Source organism: Mycobacterium sp. NTMscope_MAC_12 (assembly GCF_976985675.1).
In genome coordinates this window covers 1,327,751-1,345,532 of record NZ_CDRJYY010000001.1, presented here as the reverse complement: position 1 = coordinate 1,345,532, position 17,782 = coordinate 1,327,751, and the positions used below count along the sequence as shown (strand labels likewise).

Here is a 17,782-nt window from a genome sequence, read left to right as displayed (position 1 = left end):
GTTCTCCTAGTCGAGGGTGTAGGGCAGGTGCTTGACGGCGGTGATGAAGTTGCCCGTCAGGTATTCCGGCTCGCCGACACGCAAATGTGGTGCACGCAGTATCAGCTCGCGGAACAACGACTCGAGCTGCATCTTGGCCATAAAGGCGCCCATGCAGTAATGGGGCCCGCCCCCGCCGTATCCGACGTGTTGATTGGGCGATCGGGTGATGTCGAATTCGTAGGGCTTGTCGAAGACCCGCTCGTCGCGGTTGGCCGACGAGTAGACCATCGTCACCCAATCCCCCTTGCGGATGTGTTGGCCGTGCAGCTCGGTATCTTGGGTCGCGGTGCGCCGGAACGTCATCACCGGCGTGGTCCACCGAACGAATTCCTCCATCGCGGGCTTTATGTAACCGTCGAAGTCCTTTTGCAGCAGCGCCTTCTGCTCGGGGAATCGGTCCAGCGCGATAGTGGTGAAGGTCGTCGTCGTCTTGGTCGTGTCGTTGCCAGCCACCGAAAGAAGGACGAAGTACGGACCGAGTTCGTCGTCGGTGAGTTGTCGGCCATCGACCTCGGCTTGTACCAACGAAGTCATCAAGTCGTTCTCCGGCTTTTCACGACGTGCCTGCGCGAGGCCGATGCCCAGGTCGAGCAATCCGACCAGCGAATCGGTCAGCACCTCGCCCGGTTCGCGTCCGGCCGCGACGTCCGGATCGGCCCACGCCACCATGCCCTCAGCCAGGCGCGCCGCTTCGTCACGCTGTTCCTCGGGTAGCCCGAGCATCTCGTAGATGGTCCACATCGGCAGCCGCTTGGCCACCTGCTCGACGAAGTCGCCGTCCGTTGTTTTCAGCAAATCGTCGACGATCGACTTCGCCTGATGCTCGATTTGGTCCTTGATCTTGGCGACCTGGCGCGGCGTGAAGACCGAGCTGACGAGTCTGCGCAGGCTCGAGTGGGCTGCGCCGTCCATGCCGAGGAACGACTGAGTGGCGTCGAGCATCTCCTCGGGCACCGCCTCGAACGTGATCCCCTGTCCCGAGCAGAAAATCTCAGGATTCTTGCTGACGTGACAGACGTCCTCGTGACGCGTCACCACCCAGACGCCGTCGATCTCCGGCTCCATCATGGAACCCTCGATGGGACGGTGCCAGCTCACCGGGCGCTCGTCGCGCAGGATCTTGAAGGACTTCTCGCGATCGTCGAAGCTCTGGGCCCAGAAGTCCAGCGACGAGATGCTGACGGGGTCGTAGGGCGGGCGATCGACCTCTCGTGCTGCCTCGGTTGTCATGCGCTTGCCTCCAGATAGCGTTCTCGCAGTGTTCTCTTGACGAGCTTGCCGGTGGCTGACCGCGGCAGCTCGTCGACGAAGTCAACGGACTTCGGAGCCTTGAAGTGCGCCAAACGATCTCGAACGTATGAGATCAGCTCGGCTGACAGTTCGTCGTCGCCGACGACCCCATCGCGTAGCTGCACGACGGCCTTGACTTGCTCCCCCATTTCGGGGTCGGGTACGCCGATCACCGCCACGTCGAAGATCTTCGGATGGAGCGTGAGCACGTTCTCGATCTCCTGGGGGTAGATGTTCACCCCACCGGAAATGATCATGAAGGACTTCCGGTCTGTCAGGTAGAGGTAGCCATCGTTGTCGAGATAGCCGAGATCGCCGACCGTGGACCAATTCTCGTACCGCGGGTGCCGTGAGCTCGCCGTCTTCTCGGGATCGTTGTGATAGACGAACGGCACGGCGTCACGCTCGAAGTAGACGGTGCCCACCTCCCCAGCGGGAAGTTCCCGCCCGTCGTCGTCACACACGTGAACGACGCCCAGGACCGCTCTCCCGACCGAGCCGCGCTTGGTCGGCCACTCCGCCGAGGTCATGATCGTGGTTCCGTGCGCTTCGGTGGCGCTGTAGTACTCGACGAGGATCGGCCCCCACCACGCCAACATCGCATCCTTGACCTCCGGCGGACATGGTGCGCCGGCGTGCACCGCGAGTCGCAGCGACGATATGTCGTATTTCGTTCGGGTCCTTTCGGGAAGCTGAAGCAACCGCACGAACATCGTCGGAACCATCTGGGTGACGGACACGCGGTAGCGCTCAATGGCCGCGAGCGATTCTTCGGCATCGAACTTTTTCATCAACACCACCGTGCCGCCAAGTGCCTGCACCGCAGCGCAATACTTCAGCGGGGCGGCGTGATAGATCGGCGCAGCAGACAGGTACACGTCGCTCTCACTAAGCCCAAAGACCTTGGCCAGCATCGCCGTAAGGGGGTCGCCAGGCTCATCGACCTGAATCGGCAGCAGATGCGGCTTGATGCCCTTGGGCCTGCCCGTGGTCCCCGACGAGTACAGCATGTCGGATCCGCGGGGTTGATCGGTCAGCCGCGGACCCGCCGTGGCCAGCAGGCGCTCGTAAGATTCATATCCCTCCAGTTCCCCTCCGAAGGCGAAGCGCTGCGCGACTTCGGCGATCTCGCCCACCATCTGCTGCGCGAGGTCGCGCACACCCGCCGACGCGAATAGAACCCGTGCACCGCTGTCGCGCACGATGTACGCCGCTTCGCCAACTGCCAGATGGCGATTGATCGCGGTGACGTAAAGCCCTGAACGCAATGCCGCCCAATAGATCTCGAATGCCTCGGCGACGTTGTCGGTGAGCATTGCGACGACGTCGCCTCGGCGCACGCCCAGACCGTGCAGCGCGCTCGCGAGTCGAGCCGACCGCTCGTCGAGGTCGCCGTAGGTGAGCGTTACGCCCGTCTCGGCGAGGATCACGGCCGGCCGATCGGGCGCGGCGGCTGCGTGAGTGCCCGGATACATCGCCCCCCCTAGACGAGCAGGTCGTCGCGGCCGTCGTCCTTGAGCCGCTGAATGTAACCGGGGTACAGCTTCTTTCCAAGCGGCGCCAACTTGAGGAGGCTGGCGACGTTGCCCTCCACCCGGATCTTCTTCTTTGCCATCGCGAGCGGAAGGTTGACCTTGCCCTGCCAGTAGGCGTTGCCGGTGTCGGCCGTCATCGACATGGTTGCCATCGGGGGCACCCCGCCATCTCGACCCTCACGAACCGACTTGTTCGCCATGTCGATCACTACGAGTGCCTCTGGATCGGTGAAATCGAAGGCCACCACCAAACCGGTGTCCACTAGCCTGGGTCCGATCTCCGGATCATCGAAGGCCATCTCGAAGATGCCCCCGATGTACTTGGCGACCTCCCCCGAGTCGTTGAACCCCACCATTTGCTCCTTAATCTAATTTAGAAAATTTGTGACGAAAACCATACTCGCTGTCCAGGAAGGACAAGTCAACTGGGCGGCACGGATGTGTTCCGATCACGTGCCGGCCTGCCGCAATGCAAACCCGTCCGCCTTTGCCAACAGGCGGCGTGCGCGTTCGACCACCGGCTTGTCGACCATCTGGCCGTCGAGCATCGTGACTCCGGTGCCCTCGGCAGCTCCAACGATACGACGGGCTCGCGCGACGTCTGCCGCACTCGGCGCGAAGGCACGATTGACGGTCGACACCTGGCCGGGATGTATGCACAGCTTTCCTGCGAACCCGAGTCGAGCTGCGGCCGCAGTGGCGCGCCGCAGGGCGGCAAAGTCCAGCACCGTCGTCACCCCGTCGATCGGTGCCGGGGCACCAGCGGCGGCCAAGGCCATCACCAGGGCGCTCCGTGCGAACAGCATCGGTTTCCAGTCCTCCGGATCGACGTCGAGCTCTGCCGCCAGGTCGACGCTGCCGAAGGCGACGCGGGCGATGGCCGGGTGAGTGCTGATGTCGCCGGCGGCTAGTACCCCCGCGGCCGTCTCCACGAGCGCGATGACACCGGAACCGGCGGGAAGCTGCCCTGCGAGTTGCGAGATCTGGTCACGGTCGTGCGCCTTGGGCAACATGACTGGGCATCCATGGGGGGCCACCAACGCCACGTCTTCGTCGTACCAGGACGTTTCGAAGCCGTTGATGCGTACCACCGCCGAGCGCCCTGATGCGAGCCAGGCGTCGATCTCGGCGCGGGCCGAGGCCTTCTGCGCCGGTGCCACGGCGTCTTCGAGGTCGAGCACGATCAGGTCGGCACCGCTATTGGCTGCCTTCGGGAACCGATCGGGGCGATCGCCGGGAACGAACAGCATCGAGCGTGCGGCCGCGAGCGCGCGCTCATTCGACATAGCGGACCACCGACTCAACGACCGCGGCGGGCTTGGCGGCTCCCTCCACCTCGATTGTCGTGATTAGGGTGACTTGCGCGGCACCGTCGAGGCGGTCGACCTTCTCGACTTTCGCGCGAGCACGCAGGACTGAGCCAGTAGGCACCGGCGTGATGAAGCGGACCTTGTTGAAGCCGTAGTTGATGGCCAGCGATACACCGTCGACGCCATACATATCTTGGTGGAAGCGCGGCAACAGAGACAGCGTCAGCAGTCCGTGCGCGATGGTTTCACCGAATGGGCCGGCGGTCGCGCGAGTCGGATCGACGTGAATCCACTGTGCATCGTCGGTGGCTTCGGCGAACAGGTCGATGCGGGCCTGGGTGATGCTCAACCCTTCGGTGGGACCGAACTCGGTGCCGACGGCGTCGGCGATCTCGGCGAGACCTGAAAAGCGTCGTATCGTCGGAGCCACCAGCGCAACCTCACTGTTCTGGAATTCGTAACCCGGCCATGGCGACCGGACCCCACCATATACCAAATTTTTATTTCAGGTTAAATTATATCGCTACCTTTGAGCGACGAGCTGCTCCCCTGCTCGAGCTCGGCGGCCAGTTTGAACTTCTGCACCTTCCCGGTCGGGGTCGTGGGCAGAGCGGCCGCGTCCCGGAACACGACCCGCTTCGGTACCTTGAATCTGGCTAGTCCGGCGCGGCACCTAGCAAGCACGTCGTCGGCACTCAGTACAGCCCCTTGGGCGGGAACGACCACCACGCAGCCAATCTCCCCCCATCGGCGGTCGCGCAGGCCAATTGCGTAGGCCTGGCTGATGTCGTCACAGGCGGTCAACAGGTTTTCGATCTCGCGCGGCATCACCAGTTCGCCGCCGCTCTTGTAGAGCTCCTTGCTGCGGCCTAAGACCGTCAGGTAGCCGTCGGCGCGGACGCACCCGATGTCCCCGGAGTGCACCCACCCGTCGCGCAAGGTCTCGCCAGTTTGCTCCGGGCGGTTCCAGTAACCGAGCATTGTCGCGGGGCCCGCCGAGACGAGCTCGCCCTCGCAGTCCGACCCGAGCGCGGCGCCGGTGTCCGGCTCGACGGTGCGATAAACGCACAGTGCATCGGTGTCAGGCAATCCTGCAGCGCCCGCCAGCTTGGGTCTTCCCACGGTTTGTGCGGTGACGGCGAGATCATCCTCGGGGAGCGTCAGCGTCATGCATCCGCCCGACTCGGTCATTCCGTAGCCAGTAATGATTTCGTCGACGGCGAAGGCAGCGGCGAGCTCGCTCCACAATTCGAGAGGGCCGGCCGCAGATCCGCACATGATTGCGCGCAACGAGCTGGTGTCGTGGTCCTTCTGGTAACGAACGGGGCTTTCCAGCAAGGCGAGCGCCATAGTTGGGACGCACAGGATGTCGTTGGCCCGATGCTTGGCGATCCCGCGAAGATACGCGTCGGCGTCGAAGGACGTGTGAAGGATGACCACACCACCGACGAACATGGCGGCCAGGAGCCCCTCGACGTAGCCGAACATGTGATAGCACGGCAGTGAGAACAGAATGCGGCGGCCATCCTCGAAGGCTCGGGTCAGTGCCGAGGCGAATGCAGTGCGCAGCACCGCATCGTGGGATAGCACAACCCCTTTTGGGAAGCCCGTACTTCCTGAGGTGTACAAGATGTCCGAGGCGGCGGTCGGCTCTACGGCCGGCAAGGGGGGGCCGATGTCAAGCGCGGCCACCTCGTTCGCCGTCCAGACCCCCGGTCGCGCAGCGACGCCGCACGTTGGCACGACGACGACGTGTCGCAGCTCGGGCAGATCGCTACAGGCAAGCGGGGTGTGTCCCCACGATGGGACGACCTCGTCAAGCAATTGTTGGTAGTCGGTTTGCCCGTGCGCGGTCATGGTGATCAGGACCCGGCACCCCGAATCGCTTAGAACGTACCGCAGTTCGTCGCGACGGTAGAGGTAGTTGAATGGCACCGCGATCGCCCCGAGCCGCGCGATGGCGAACTTCAGTGTCACGAACTCGGGATGGTTGGCCATAAGCAGGCCGACGCGGTCGCCAGGATGTACTCCGAGCGCCGCCAGTCCGTGCGCGAGGCGCGTGGATTCTGCTACAACGGCCCGGTAAGTCAGGATTCGCTCGTCGGTGATGACCAGCGGTCGTGAGTCGTGTTCTACGGCGCATGAATCAAGCCAGTCACCCAGCGTGCGGGGACGCCAGTGGGGGAAGCGCGACCGGATCGCCGCCCTGCGCTCGTCTATTCCGAGCGTCACAGCTCGGTCAGCTCCCCACGCAGGACCGAGTCTCGCAGTGCGAATCGCCGAACCTTGCCGGTCGCGGTGCACGGGAAGTCGTCGGCGACGAACCAGCGTTCCGGAATTTTGTGCGGCGACGCGTGTGCCCAGAGATGATCGATGAGCTCGTCTTTGAGTTGCCGGCTAGGCGACCGTGTCCGTATGACCGCTGCGACGATCTCTCCGAGTCGTTCGTCGGGCAAGCCAAGCACTACAGCCTCATCGACGCGAGGGTCGCGATCGATCAGTCGTTCGACCTCGGTGGGTGAAACGTTCTCGCCGCCACGGATGACGAGTTCCTTGAGCCGCCCGGTGACTGTGAGGTAGCCGCGCTCGTCGATCATCCCGAGATCACCGGTGCGGACGAACCCTTCGTTGTCGAGTGCCGCGGCAGTGGCCTCGGAATCGTGGAGATATTCGAGAAACTGTTGATATCCGCGCGCGCAGATCTCTCCGACGGTGTTGACTTCGGCGACGTGTCCGTCGGCGTCAACGATCTTGCACTCGACTTGCGGCAGTGGGCGACCCACCGTCGTGAGCCGATCATGGCGAGCGTCGTGCGGGCGCGTCAGCGTCAACACTGGGGCGAGTTCGGTTTGTCCGAACAGGTTGAGCACGGTTCCCCCGAAACACGACTCGGCCGCCAGGATCAGCTCCGGAGTGACTCTCGCGGCCCCACCGAGCACGAGTCGCAGTTGCGGCGCGGCGCTGCGCCGGCTGCGTTGGACCGTCACCAGTGCCGACAAGATCGCGGGCACGTAGAACAGCACCTCGACCCGCTCGCGAGCCAACGAATCCAGAACCGGATCGGGGCTGAACCGGTCCACCAGTACCACCGTGCCGGCGCTCCACAACGGTCCCAACGTGGAGACGACGCAGCCAGCGGTGTGGAACATCGGCAGCGGGTTCAAGAAGCGCGCCCCGTGTGCGGCGTCGACCGCCTCCATCGTCAACTTGGCGACGTTGACGATCGCCCGGTGGCTCAGGAGTACGCCTTTCGGCCTTCCTGTCGTACCAGAGGTGTACTGCAACATGGCAGGTCGATCGGCGTCGGGGCGCGCTCGCCGGTACAACAACGAATCATCGACTTCGTCGGCGCACCAGCGTGTTCGCTCCGATAGCGAGATCCGGTGCAGCCCAGGCATGTCTGCGTCGACTTGTCGCGCCACATCGGCCGTCGACCGATCGCGGACGGTATCCGCGTGCACCAGGACGGTCGCGCGACAGTGCGTCAATGCATAGCGCAGTTCTGACTCACTCAACATGGGATTGAGTGCCACTAGCACCACGCCTGCCAGTGCGGCACCGTATTGCACCAGCGGCCATTCGGCGACATTCGGCGCCCAGATCGCCACGTAGTCACCGGGCACGGTGATCGCCGACAGTGCGGTGGCCACTCGCCGCGATTCCTCGTATAGGTCACCGTAGGTCAGTCTGACCGGGTTGCCGTCGTGTCCGACGCCGACGAGAGCCTCACGGTTCGGATGGGAGGCGGCGCGAGCGCTCAGCAATTCGCCGACCGTGGTGTCGACCACCGTCACGCTGGTGTCGGCGGCCACCCGCGCCTGCCGCCGCAGCATCGAGGCCCCGCTCAAACCGGGTTGACGCCCGGCTTCGCGGAGGCCATGTCGCTGATTTCGGGCCACTTGCCGGCAATTTCATCCAGCGAAGGGGCTTCGGTGAATGTCACCCCGTCGTTCTGGAATTGTGCGACACGTTGGACGAGTCCGCCGCCGACGACGAACACTGAGCCGGTATCGGTGTTCGACGCCGACATCAGATGACCGACCGCCGGTGCGACCAGTCGAGGATCGAGCTTGTCGAGCAACTCCTGCGGCGCCACGTCGGCCGTCATCCGTGTGGCGGCCAAGGGAGCGACGGCGTTGGCGGTGATCCCGTACTTGGCGCCCTCAATCGCCAGCGTGTTGATCAGGCCAACCAAACCTGCCTTGGCCGCACCGTAATTGGCCTGGCCGAAGTTTCCGTAGAGGCCGCTGGTGGATGTGGCCACGACGATGCGTCCAAACTCTTGTCCGCGCATGTGTGGCCATGCCGCCCGGATGACGTTGTAGCCGCCGTAGAGGTGGACCTTGACCACGGAGTCCCAGCTCTCCGGGGTCATCTTGTGGAAGGCGCCGTCACGCAGGATTCCCGCGTTGCTGACGATCCCGTGCACGGCGCCGAACTCCGTGAGCGCGGTGTCGATGATCTCGGCTGCGCCCTCATCGTTAGCAACGGACGAGTAGTTGGCCACGGCACGACCGCCGGCGGCGCGGATCTCCTCGACGACGTTGTCCGCCATGGACGTTCCCGCTCCGGATCCGTCTCGGGCGCCACCGAGATCGTTGACGACGACGAGGGCTCCGTTGGCGGCAAGGAACTGGGCGTAGGCCCGTCCGAGCCCGCCACCTGCTCCCGTGACTACGATGACGCGATCTTCAAGTCCTGGCACGTGCGCTCCTTAATGGGTGGTGCGGTCGCGGGAGACGACCGAGACGAAGGACACGCATCCTCCTGGCCGTCCTCCGAGGTTGTGGGTCAAGGCGAGATGGGGGTCGCTGAGTTGACGGTCCCCGGCCTGTCCGCGGAACTGCAGCCAAGCCTCGTAGAGCATCCGCAGTCCACTCGCTCCGACCGGGTGCCCGAAGCTCTTCAGTCCGCCATCGACGTTCACGGGAAGCCGCCCATCGGCATCGAATTCACCGGCCAGCACGTCTTTCCATCCTTGTCCGCGGTCGGTGAATCCGAGATCCTCCATCAGCACGATCTCGGTCGGTGTAAAGCAGTCGTGCACCTCGGCAAGGGACAGCTGCGAGGCGGGATCGGTGATGCCTGCCTGCGCGTAGGCGTCTTTGGCGGCCTTGACGACTTCGGGGAAGGTGGTGAAGTCGTAGGCAGCGTCGAGGTTCCCGCGCCCGGAACCCGCCACCAAGGCGAGCGCGTTGACGTACATCGGGGCATCGGTGTACTCGTGAGCCCTGTCCGCCGGCACGATCAGCGCGCACGCGGCCCCGTCGGAGACCCCAGAGCAATCGAAGACGCCGAGTCGGCCGGCGACCTTCGCGGCCTTGTCGATAACGTCCTTCTCGACTGGTGACCGAAATTGCGCTTTAGGGTTGCGAACACCGTTCGCATGGTTCTTCCAGGCGACGTGGGTCATGGCTGCGCGCATCTCGTCGGGGTGGACGCCATGGCGCGCGCAGTAGGCGGGATCGAGCAGAGAGAACGCCGCCGGGGCGGTCATTGACAGCTCCGAGGCGGTGCCGTCCCCCGGCGGATCCTGACGCAGCAAGCCGGAATAGCCTGAGTCCTTGAGCTTTTCGACGCCGACAGCCATAGCCACGTCGTATGCGCCGGAAGCTACCGCGTAACAGGCGTTGCGGAAGGCCTCCGACCCAGTGGCACAGAAGTTTTCGACTCGCGTGACGGGTTTGTCGTCGATGCCGATGGCGCGGCTCAAAGTGAGCCCACCCAAGCCGGAGCTCAACGTGCCCAGCCAGTAGGCATCCACGTCCTCGCGAACAACCCCGGCAGTCTGCAGGCACTCGCGATACGCCTCGAGGATGAGATCGTCGCTTGAGGCCTCCCATCGTTCCCCGAATTTGGAGCAGCCCATGCCGACGACCGCCACTTTCCCGGCGATTCCGTTACTGGCCATCGAGCAGCACCGCCTTCCAGAAGTAGTCGTGCACGTCGCCCGCGGTGAACAGGCGACGAAACGTGAAGCCGACCCGCGCGCCGACGCAGAGGCGCTCCGGTTGCGCGTCGGCGAGTTCCAGCGTGCACCGGCCCCCGCCGTCGATGTCGACGGCCACTTGCACCACAGGTGGTGACGGCGAGTAGGCCAGGTGATCCACCGTGAAGGTGGCGACGGTGCCGCTGAGCCCCGCAGCGGGCGCCGCCTCCATCTCGTCGATGGCGCCACACGATCGGCATGCACGCGCCGGTGGCATGTGCACGAATCCACAATTGGTGCACCGTGATCCGGCGAATCCGAACTTCCAGGCACTGTTGCGTCCCGCGGGCGGCGCGGCGGCGCGTTCCGGCTCGGGCCGACGCGGCGGCTCCAGCTCGAGCAATCCGCGCCACGACAGGTACGTGAGCCGGTCGACGGGCAACCCGGTGGCGAGTCGTTGCTGCAAGGGATGTCGTTGCCGGTGTTCTGCAAGGGCGGGGCAAACGCGCAGCACCAGGGCATCGCACCCGTCGGTCGCGGAGAGCACGAGGATGGTGTCGCCCGGTGCGGCTGTGTCGAGCACCGCGCAGAGCGCCACCATGGCATCGGCGGCTCCGCTGAATCCGATCGGCGAGGTGACGACCGACTTTTGGCCCTTGACCAAGGTGGCGGAGCGCTTGACCACGGCGGGATTCGGACAGCCCAACGCGACGTGGTCGACGTCCGCAAGACCTGCTGCCTGGAGCGCATCGGAGGCGCAATCGCGGATCAGCGCCGCGTACCGCTCGAAGCCGAACCGCTCCTCCCACTGCTGGCCGAACGAGCGGGTCGGCAGCCGCCATCGGTCGAGGAACTCTGCCGTGCGGGTCGCCATGGTGATCGGTTGTGCAATGGGTTCGCCGTCGCCGAAGCTCAGCGCCGCGGCTCCGTCGCCGCCGCGCTTTTCGTCAGCCGATCCTGCCCTCCCGACCCGGACGTCCGCCGCCACCACCAGACCGCCGCCCGAGACGGCGGCACGGATGGCGGCGAAGCCGCTGCGCCCGGTACCGCAGAGGTCGGCGGCGAAGGTTCCGGGGTCCCATCCGAGGGCGGCGTGGATAGCGCAGGCATTGGTCTTGTCGGCGTAGGCCGGCGTGCTGGTTGCGAAGTACAGCGCGCTGGATTCGCCCGACCCGAGGTCGGCAGCCGCGGCAACTGCCATGGTGGTGGAGTCCTCGTCGAAGCCGGCCACCACGCGCTTGCCCACCCGATGAGCGGGAACGTAGGTGGCGTAGCCGAGCAGTGGTTTCACCCGACCCCCCGAAACACGGCCGCCAGCCCTTGCCCGCCACCGACGCACATCGTCTCCAACGCCAAACCGCCACCGCGACGGTGGAGTTCGTGGAGCATGGTGGTCAGTATTCGCACGCCCGTCGCCCCGATGGGATGTCCGAGCGAGATTCCGGATCCGTTGACGTTGAGCCGATCCTCGACGTCGTCGAGTTTGATCCCCCAACCCGACAGCACAGCAAGCACCTGCACCGCGAAGGCTTCGTTAACCTCGATCAAGCTGAGGTCGTCGAACGTCAAACCGGTTCTTCCGAAGAGTTTCTCGACGGCTCCGACTGGGCCGATGCCCATCCGCGACGGCTCGCATCCTATGGCGGCCCACCCCTCGAGGAACCCAAGAGGCTGCAAGCCGAGCGGTTCGAGTATGTCCTCAGCCACCACAAGGCACGCGGCGGCGGCGTCATTCTGCTGGCTAGAGTTGCCGGCCGTGACCGTGCCGCCCGCGGTGATGGGCTTTAGCCGGCTGAGCGACTCCAGCGTTGACTCTGCGCGTACGCCCTCGTCGCGGTCGAAGATCACCGGATCCGCACGTCGTTGCGGGACTTCGACCGCCACGATCTCGTCGGCGAACAATCCCGCGTCGCGCGCGGCCACGGCCCGCTGGTGACTGCGGACCGCGAAGGCGTCTGCCGCCTCGCGGTCGATGCCATAGTCCGACGCGAGGTTCTCGGCTGTTTCAATCATCCCGCTGATGGCGCCGAATCGCCAAGCGGGCTGCGACATCTCGCGCCCGCGGTCGAGCCGATCGTAGAGCGTCTGATTGCCGGCGCGGCTCCCCCACCGTGCGCTGGTGGTGTAGTGCTCGATGTTACTCATCGACTCCACGCCACCGGCGAGCACGACGTCGGCCGCGCCGCTTTGCACGGTCATCGCCGCGGTGATCACGGCTTGGAGTCCACCACCGCATCTTCGGTCGATCTGCAACCCGGGAACGGCGGTCGGCAAACCGGCATTCAGCGCGACCCAGCGGCCGATGCAAGGGGCCTCGGAGTTGGCGTAGGACTGTGCGAAGACGACGTCCTCGATGAGATCGGCGGGAACGCCACTGCGTTCGATGACGGCCTTAATTACCGGCACCGCGAGGTCCTCGGCGCGCAGCGGCCGCAGGGCGCCGCCAAAGGTGCCGACCGCCGTACGCACCGGCGCCACGATGGCCGCCCGCTTCACGATTCACCTCTCCACCTGTTGTGGGACGGGTCCATCAGCGCGGTCAACGTCGGCTCGGGAAGCCATACCAGCGTCTCGAGTTCGAGTGCGTCGAGGTAACGCACCCGCCCGGTGCGCAGGTCCTCGAGTCGAAGCCGCACCGAGTTCGCCTCGCCGTCGATGGACACCGACACCTCGGCAAATTCGCTTCCGATGGTTGGCGACAGTGCGTCATCGTCGAACTGGATGCCCATCAGATGAGGAATCCCAGTGTGGGGATGGGCTTGTCGTTGTCGGTCAGCACGACCTTCTTGTAGGCCAATCGCAGTCCCGACTCGGTCCGCCGAACGCGATAGGTGACACGACCTCCCCACACGTGGTTCGCACGCGCCCGCGACTCGAGGAGCAGGAAGTTCGCGCCGACTTCGAGATCGATGTTCCCGTCGGGTGTTTCGTGACCACCGAGGAATTCGATGTTGGACAGCGAGCGGCGCAAGTTGGAGACCGGGGCGGCGGCGTACCGCCGTCCGGTGCGGGCCTGCTTGAGCCGGGTGCGGATGCGGCTGCGATTGTCGTAGATCACCGACATCTGCCTGCGTGGATCCGTGTCGGCGCCATTGGCGGGCACCCAGTACAGCGCATCGTCGGTCCAGAGTGCTTCCCAGGCGTCGTAGTCGCTCTCGTCGGCGAACCGCGCCTCGCGGAACAGGAACTGCTCGATCTCGAAGCGGTCGTACCCGGCGGGCAGCGGGGACACCATGGCATCCGTTGTGTTGGTGGTCATGCGTCCTCCATCAAGGTCCGGTAGTGCGACCAGAATCCGCGTATGCCCGTCTCGTCAGTCGCCCCGCCGATGGTGTAGCCGTTCTCGTCGACGCGCTCCCGGTTCAGGCCGCGCCGCACGTCCAGCCACTCCGGGCTCAGGGCCTCCAACCCGTGCTGATTGCGTTCGTACATCTCGGTGTCGTCGGCCAACAGCATTCCGGCCGGACCGACGGACCCAATGCACTGCGAGACCATCCGCCGGTTGAGTTCGGGCGCCCCCACCAACTGCACGGCAGTCGAGTACTGCACGCACTCGTCGACCGCGACCGGCTGAATGTTGAACACCTGGATCTCGGCGATGAACAGGTTCGGGAAGATCATCACGTGCGGGGCGCCTTCGATGAGGATCCGTTCGGCGTCGGCTCCGTACGTGGCACGCATCGCCGCAACGTAGTTTGGCACCCGTGACTCGGTGGTGCCGAACCAGCGCATCGGTTCGGCGAACTTCCGGAATTCGGGCCGCAGGTCGTTCTCACTGTGCCCGCCCCCGAGATCGCGCGTGACGGCGCTGGAGGAGTCGCCGTAGAGCGGGCCGATGGTGCTGCCGGTGACTCCGAAGATCGAGCCGTGCACGAATTGTGGGTGATATCCATCGGTCTCGTTCTCGGCCAGCAACTTCCAGTTAGCGCGTGTCTGGTGCTGCAACCAGCCGGCGTTGAGCGCGACCTTGCCCTCCGGAGACAACCGGGTCAGCCGATCGATCTCACCGGCGGCCGCACCGAGGTGCTCGTGCAAATCGGGACCATCCTCGGCGAAACTTCCGAACACGAACCCGCCGTAGGTGTCCACCCGCGGCACCCGCCCGAGCGGCATGTCCAGTCGTCGTTGGCCGTAGCCCTTAAAGAAGGGGAATCCGACGAGTTCGCCGGTGTTGCGGAAGGTCCAGCCGTGATAGGGGCAGCGAAACGTGCCCGAGTTGCCTTTGGCGTCGTCACAGACCTGGTTTCCCCGGTGCGAACACCGGTTCAACAGCAGGTGTAGCTGCCCGTCGCGGTCGCGGGTCATGATGACGTCCTGCAGGCCTAGCCTCTTGCGGACGTAGTCGTTCGGCTGTGCGACCTCGCTCTCGTGACCGACGAAGACCCAAGTGCGATACCAGATCTTGCGCAGTTCCTCGGCAAAGATCTCGCCGTCGGTGTAAAGCGACCCGTGCACTCGATCGCGCTGGATCAGCCGGTCGAGACGGTCGTTGAGCACCGAGGTCATGACGGGACTCCTTGGGGTAGGTCTTCGCGGCCGGCGAATCGCGGAGTGCGCTTCTCCCGGAAGGCGGTAACGCCTTCGGCGAAGTCGTCGGTGCCGAAGAGTTCAGCCTGTTGATTCGCTTCTAGGTCGAGTACGTCGGTCGCGGGCAGTCGCGGCGCCTGGGCGAGCAACTTCTTGATGACCCCGAGTGCTTGGGCTGGTCGATTGGCAAGCGTGTGCGCATCATCCGAGGCCGATCGGAGGCAGTGACCCGGATCGGCCAGATCGTCTACCAAGCCCCTCGCCAGGGCTGTGTCTGCGTCGATTGGCCTGCCCATGAGAAGCATCTGGCGGGTGCGTGCCACGCCAATCCGGGCCGGCAGGGAGGCGTAGGCACCCATGTCCCCCGCAAGTCCTACGTTCAGGAACGTGGTCGCAAATCGGGCGTCCTTGGCGGCGACGACGCGGTCGCACGCGGCGGCCAGGGCGAGACCGGCGCCGAACGCGCCACCCTCCACCGCCGCGATGACGGGCTTGGGGGTGTTCCATATGGCTCGTATGACGCGCTGCGCCAACTGAGCTCGCTCCAGCGCATCGGTGGGCGACATCCGCCGCATCGTGGTGATGTCACCACCTGAACAGAACATCGGGCCGGCTCCGGTGAGCACGATGGCACGCACGGATGCGTCGCGGTCGGAGGCCTCGAGTGCGTCCGCCAAAGCGAGCCGCAGCGGAATGTCGATCGCGTTGCGGCGCTCTGGTCGATTCAGCGTGATGGTGCGGACTGCGCCGAACTGCTCGGTCCGTATCGTCATCGGCCCACGAACCTCGGGGGTCGTCGCTCGATGACGGCGCGGAGGCCTTCTAGGGAATCCGCGGTGCCGGAAAGCTCCGAAACCGTTCGCGCCTCCTCGGCAAGACGCTGCTCCACCGACTGCCCTACCCCACTCCATACCAACCGCTTGGTCGCCGACAAGGCCAGTGGTGGCAAGTCGGCGAGTTGGGCGACGAGTTCATCGGCTCGCGCGGTCAGGGCATCGTCGGGTACTACTTCGGTGATCAGTCCGATCTCGAGTGCCTCGGCGGCGCTCAGCGTGGGATTGGTCAGCAGGATGCGCAACGTTTGGCGAAGGCCGACCAGTTGGGTAAGGGTCACCGAGGAGCCGCCGTCCGGCGCCATCCCTACTCGCACGGCTCCGGAGAAGAACTTCGCAGATTCGCCAGCTACTACGACGTCGGACGCGCACACCAGGCCCATCCCGCCGCCGCCGGCTGCGAAACCTTGTACGGCGGTCACCACGGGGACCCGCAGCTGTATCAAGGCAGCGGTCGCCAGTTGCAGCCACGCCGTGGCCTCCCGAAGGTAAGCGGGCAGTTCTTCGCCTTTGGACTCGAATGTCTTCACGTCGCCGCCAGCGCAGAAATTGCGGCCTGCGCCGGTCAGCAGCACCACGCGCACAGCAGGATCCGCGTGACACGCCAGGATCGCCTCGTGCAGCGCACGCAGGAGCGGCACGTCGAGTCCATTGGACGCCTCGGGCCGGTTGAGTTGCAGCCGGGCCACGCCGTGGGCGCTCGTCTCCACGGCAACCGGCTCTTCGATCGATTTTGTCATGTGCGCACCTTCGCTCCTGGTCTACTGGCAAACCGGTCTGTGCCGCTACCAGCGGCGATGATGTGTTCGACGACGGCAGTCTGTTCGGCGTCTAATGCCTCGTGCAGCGGCTGACCGAGACCGGAACGCACCAGGCGCTTGATCGTGACGACCGACTCGCGCTGGCGAGTCGCCAGCTTCCTGGCGAAGCGGTCGACCTCTTCGTCGAATTCAGAGGAGGAAAGAGTTCGGTAGGCCAGGCCGAGGGCAACGGCCTCTCGGCCGGAGATCTCGTCGCCGGACAACAGCAGTCCCAAGGCCTGCTGCGTACCTACGATGCGCGGCAGACGTGCGGTACTGCCCCCTCCGGGGATCATGCCGAACTTCACGTGGCTGTCGGCGATGCGGGCGTCGTCGCTCACCAGGACGATGTCAGCCGCCTGCATCAACTCGAACCCGCCAGCAGCGGCCACCCCTCGAACGGCCGCGACGACGGGAGCCTCGACAGCCGCGATGGCGTCACAGGCAGCCCGAAAGGCGCTGAAAAGTCCGCTCAGCCGCGCGGCGCCCTCAGCCCGGAGCCGCCCGACCTCATCGAAATCACCACCGGCACAGAAGTTCTCACCAGCCCCTTTGACAACAACCACCCGCACCTCAGGATGGCCGCCCAACTCGGTTATTGCACCCGCGAGTTCAAGCGCCATCGCCGTCGTGATGGCGTTCAGTCGATCCGGCCGGTCGAGGACGACCGTTGCGACACCGGCGTCGACCGCATGCGAGATGGTCACATGTACCTCCCGCCACCGACCTCGAGCACCGCGCCCGTGATGTAGCTCGAGAGGTCCGACCCGAGAAAGACGACCGCGCCGGCGACCTCCTCTGCGCGTCCCGCACGCTTCATTGGAACCGCCGCCTCCCGTTCGGCGAACACCTCTGGGCGCATCGCCTCGGTCATCGGCGTCCGGATCAGCCCAGGCTGAATCGCATTGACTCGCACGTTGTGATGCGCGACTTCCTTCGCGGCCGCCTTCGTCAAGCCGACGATGCCCGCCTTGGCCGCGCTGTAGTTCGTCTGCCCCGGATTACCGGACTTGCCCGACAGCGACGAGATGTTGACGATGCTGCCGGACTTCTGCTCTCGCATCACCGCGCACGCATGCCGAACGCCCAGCCAAGTTCCGCGCAGGCTGACAGTGACGACGGCATCGAAGTCAACCACCGTCATCTTCCGCATAGACGCATCGCGTGTGATGCCCGCGTTGTTGACGAACAGGTCGAGCTTTCCGTGCTCGGCCACCGCTTGATCGACGAGCCGCTGCACGTCCGCGTCGGCCGTCACGTCGCACGCCACCCCGATGCTGTCTAGCTTGTCCGCAGTTGACTTCACAGTGGCCTCGTCGAGGTCGGCAAGCACCACGTTTGCACCGTGCACCTTCAATAAGCGGGCGATCTCTGCGCCGATGCCGCGCGCGGCACCGGTGACTACAGCGACCCTGTCACTCAGCAGCGGGTCAGCCATGCGCAACGACCGAGGAAGAGGTTTGGCCATAGACAAATTTAATCATAATTTCTAATCTAGGTTAAACCAATTGGATCA

18 protein-coding genes are annotated in these 17,782 nt (G+C 65.0%); all 18 read right to left on the bottom strand.

All coding sequences use genetic code 11. The features are described from left to right. Positions 1–6: 6 nt before the first annotated feature. A complete protein-coding gene (locus AC0KS4_RS06295; protein WP_014384241.1) occupies positions 7–1,272 on the bottom strand; it encodes a cytochrome P450 in 1,266 nt (421 codons plus the stop codon). Beyond that, positions 1,269–2,807, bottom strand: a complete 1,539-nt coding sequence (locus AC0KS4_RS06290) for an acyl-CoA synthetase (protein WP_238957591.1) — start codon at positions 2,805–2,807, stop codon at positions 1,269–1,271. The genes AC0KS4_RS06295 and AC0KS4_RS06290 overlap by 4 nt, the downstream gene beginning before the upstream one ends. Before the next feature lie 8 nt (positions 2,808–2,815). Beyond that, complete coding sequence (locus AC0KS4_RS06285; RefSeq protein ID WP_238957590.1) at positions 2,816–3,220, bottom strand: SCP2 sterol-binding domain-containing protein; 405 nt, start codon at positions 3,218–3,220, stop codon at positions 2,816–2,818. Between the two features lie 96 nt (positions 3,221–3,316). Continuing rightward, positions 3,317–4,153 (bottom strand): HpcH/HpaI aldolase/citrate lyase family protein, encoded by an 837-nt coding sequence (locus AC0KS4_RS06280; RefSeq protein ID WP_238957589.1) that lies wholly within the window; start codon positions 4,151–4,153, stop codon positions 3,317–3,319. Beyond that, on the bottom strand, positions 4,143–4,595 hold the full coding sequence (locus AC0KS4_RS06275; protein WP_238958010.1) for a MaoC family dehydratase: 453 nt from the start codon (positions 4,593–4,595) through the stop codon (positions 4,143–4,145). Before AC0KS4_RS06275 ends, AC0KS4_RS06280 begins: the two co-directional genes overlap by 11 nt. A 92-nt stretch (positions 4,596–4,687) precedes the next feature. Beyond that, positions 4,688–6,409, bottom strand: coding sequence for a class I adenylate-forming enzyme family protein (locus AC0KS4_RS06270; RefSeq protein ID WP_238957588.1), 1,722 nt, complete (start codon positions 6,407–6,409; stop codon positions 4,688–4,690). Further along, a complete protein-coding gene (locus AC0KS4_RS06265) occupies positions 6,406–8,010 on the bottom strand; it encodes a class I adenylate-forming enzyme family protein (protein WP_238957587.1) in 1,605 nt (534 codons plus the stop codon). The genes AC0KS4_RS06270 and AC0KS4_RS06265 overlap by 4 nt, the downstream gene beginning before the upstream one ends. Positions 8,011–8,021: 11 nt before the next feature. Further along, positions 8,022–8,882, bottom strand: a complete 861-nt coding sequence (locus tag AC0KS4_RS06260) for an SDR family oxidoreductase (protein WP_238957586.1) — start codon at positions 8,880–8,882, stop codon at positions 8,022–8,024. Between the two features lie 9 nt (positions 8,883–8,891). Next, positions 8,892–10,088: an acetyl-CoA acetyltransferase gene (locus AC0KS4_RS06255; protein WP_238957585.1), complete on the bottom strand. Its 1,197-nt coding sequence runs from the start codon at positions 10,086–10,088 to the stop codon at positions 8,892–8,894. Continuing rightward, positions 10,078–11,397 carry an OB-fold domain-containing protein gene (locus AC0KS4_RS06250; protein WP_238957584.1) on the bottom strand — a complete coding sequence of 440 codons (1,320 nt, stop codon included), beginning with the start codon at positions 11,395–11,397 and terminating at the stop codon, positions 10,078–10,080. Before AC0KS4_RS06250 ends, AC0KS4_RS06255 begins: the two co-directional genes overlap by 11 nt. Then, positions 11,394–12,602, bottom strand: a complete 1,209-nt coding sequence (locus tag AC0KS4_RS06245; protein ID WP_238957583.1) for an acetyl-CoA C-acetyltransferase — start codon at positions 12,600–12,602, stop codon at positions 11,394–11,396. Before AC0KS4_RS06245 ends, AC0KS4_RS06250 begins: the two co-directional genes overlap by 4 nt. Further along, positions 12,599–12,835, bottom strand: a complete 237-nt coding sequence (locus AC0KS4_RS06240; protein WP_238957582.1) for a hypothetical protein — start codon at positions 12,833–12,835, stop codon at positions 12,599–12,601. Before AC0KS4_RS06240 ends, AC0KS4_RS06245 begins: the two co-directional genes overlap by 4 nt. Continuing rightward, on the bottom strand, positions 12,835–13,365 hold the full coding sequence (locus tag AC0KS4_RS06235) for an aromatic-ring-hydroxylating dioxygenase subunit beta (RefSeq protein WP_238957581.1): 531 nt from the start codon (positions 13,363–13,365) through the stop codon (positions 12,835–12,837). Before AC0KS4_RS06235 ends, AC0KS4_RS06240 begins: the two co-directional genes overlap by 1 nt. Then, positions 13,362–14,612 (bottom strand): aromatic ring-hydroxylating oxygenase subunit alpha, encoded by a 1,251-nt coding sequence (locus AC0KS4_RS06230; protein ID WP_238957580.1) that lies wholly within the window; start codon positions 14,610–14,612, stop codon positions 13,362–13,364. Before AC0KS4_RS06230 ends, AC0KS4_RS06235 begins: the two co-directional genes overlap by 4 nt. After that, on the bottom strand, positions 14,609–15,406 hold the full coding sequence (locus AC0KS4_RS06225) for an enoyl-CoA hydratase/isomerase family protein (RefSeq protein WP_238957579.1): 798 nt from the start codon (positions 15,404–15,406) through the stop codon (positions 14,609–14,611). The genes AC0KS4_RS06230 and AC0KS4_RS06225 overlap by 4 nt, the downstream gene beginning before the upstream one ends. Continuing rightward, complete coding sequence (locus tag AC0KS4_RS06220; RefSeq protein ID WP_238957578.1) at positions 15,403–16,206, bottom strand: enoyl-CoA hydratase/isomerase family protein; 804 nt, start codon at positions 16,204–16,206, stop codon at positions 15,403–15,405. Before AC0KS4_RS06220 ends, AC0KS4_RS06225 begins: the two co-directional genes overlap by 4 nt. Next, positions 16,203–16,973, bottom strand: coding sequence for an enoyl-CoA hydratase/isomerase family protein (locus AC0KS4_RS06215; RefSeq protein ID WP_238957577.1), 771 nt, complete (start codon positions 16,971–16,973; stop codon positions 16,203–16,205). Before AC0KS4_RS06215 ends, AC0KS4_RS06220 begins: the two co-directional genes overlap by 4 nt. Continuing rightward, entirely contained in the window at positions 16,970–17,704 is a 735-nt protein-coding gene (fabG, locus tag AC0KS4_RS06210; RefSeq protein ID WP_041784858.1) for a 3-oxoacyl-ACP reductase FabG, read from the bottom strand. The genes AC0KS4_RS06215 and fabG overlap by 4 nt, the downstream gene beginning before the upstream one ends. Positions 17,705–17,782 lie beyond the last annotated feature (78 nt).

Bases quoted from the DNA above. Each gene is read 5' to 3' on its own strand.
- AC0KS4_RS06295 (WP_014384241.1), bottom strand. From the start codon at position 1,272: ATGACAACCGAGGCAGCACGAGAGGTCGATCGCCCGCCCTACGACCCC.
- AC0KS4_RS06290 (WP_238957591.1), bottom strand. From the start codon at position 2,807: ATGTATCCGGGCACTCACGCAGCCGCCGCGCCCGATCGGCCGGCCGTG.
- AC0KS4_RS06280 (WP_238957589.1), bottom strand. From the start codon at position 4,153: ATGTCGAATGAGCGCGCGCTCGCGGCCGCACGCTCGATGCTGTTCGTT.
- AC0KS4_RS06265 (WP_238957587.1), bottom strand. From the start codon at position 8,010: ATGCTGCGGCGGCAGGCGCGGGTGGCCGCCGACACCAGCGTGACGGTG.
- AC0KS4_RS06255 (WP_238957585.1), bottom strand. From the start codon at position 10,088: ATGGCCAGTAACGGAATCGCCGGGAAAGTGGCGGTCGTCGGCATGGGC.
- AC0KS4_RS06240 (WP_238957582.1), bottom strand. From the start codon at position 12,835: ATGGGCATCCAGTTCGACGATGACGCACTGTCGCCAACCATCGGAAGC.
- AC0KS4_RS06235 (WP_238957581.1), bottom strand. From the start codon at position 13,365: ATGACCACCAACACAACGGATGCCATGGTGTCCCCGCTGCCCGCCGGG.
- AC0KS4_RS06230 (WP_238957580.1), bottom strand. From the start codon at position 14,612: ATGACCTCGGTGCTCAACGACCGTCTCGACCGGCTGATCCAGCGCGAT.
- AC0KS4_RS06225 (WP_238957579.1), bottom strand. From the start codon at position 15,406: ATGACGATACGGACCGAGCAGTTCGGCGCAGTCCGCACCATCACGCTG.
- AC0KS4_RS06220 (WP_238957578.1), bottom strand. From the start codon at position 16,206: ATGACAAAATCGATCGAAGAGCCGGTTGCCGTGGAGACGAGCGCCCAC.
- fabG (WP_041784858.1), bottom strand. From the start codon at position 17,704: ATGGCTGACCCGCTGCTGAGTGACAGGGTCGCTGTAGTCACCGGTGCC.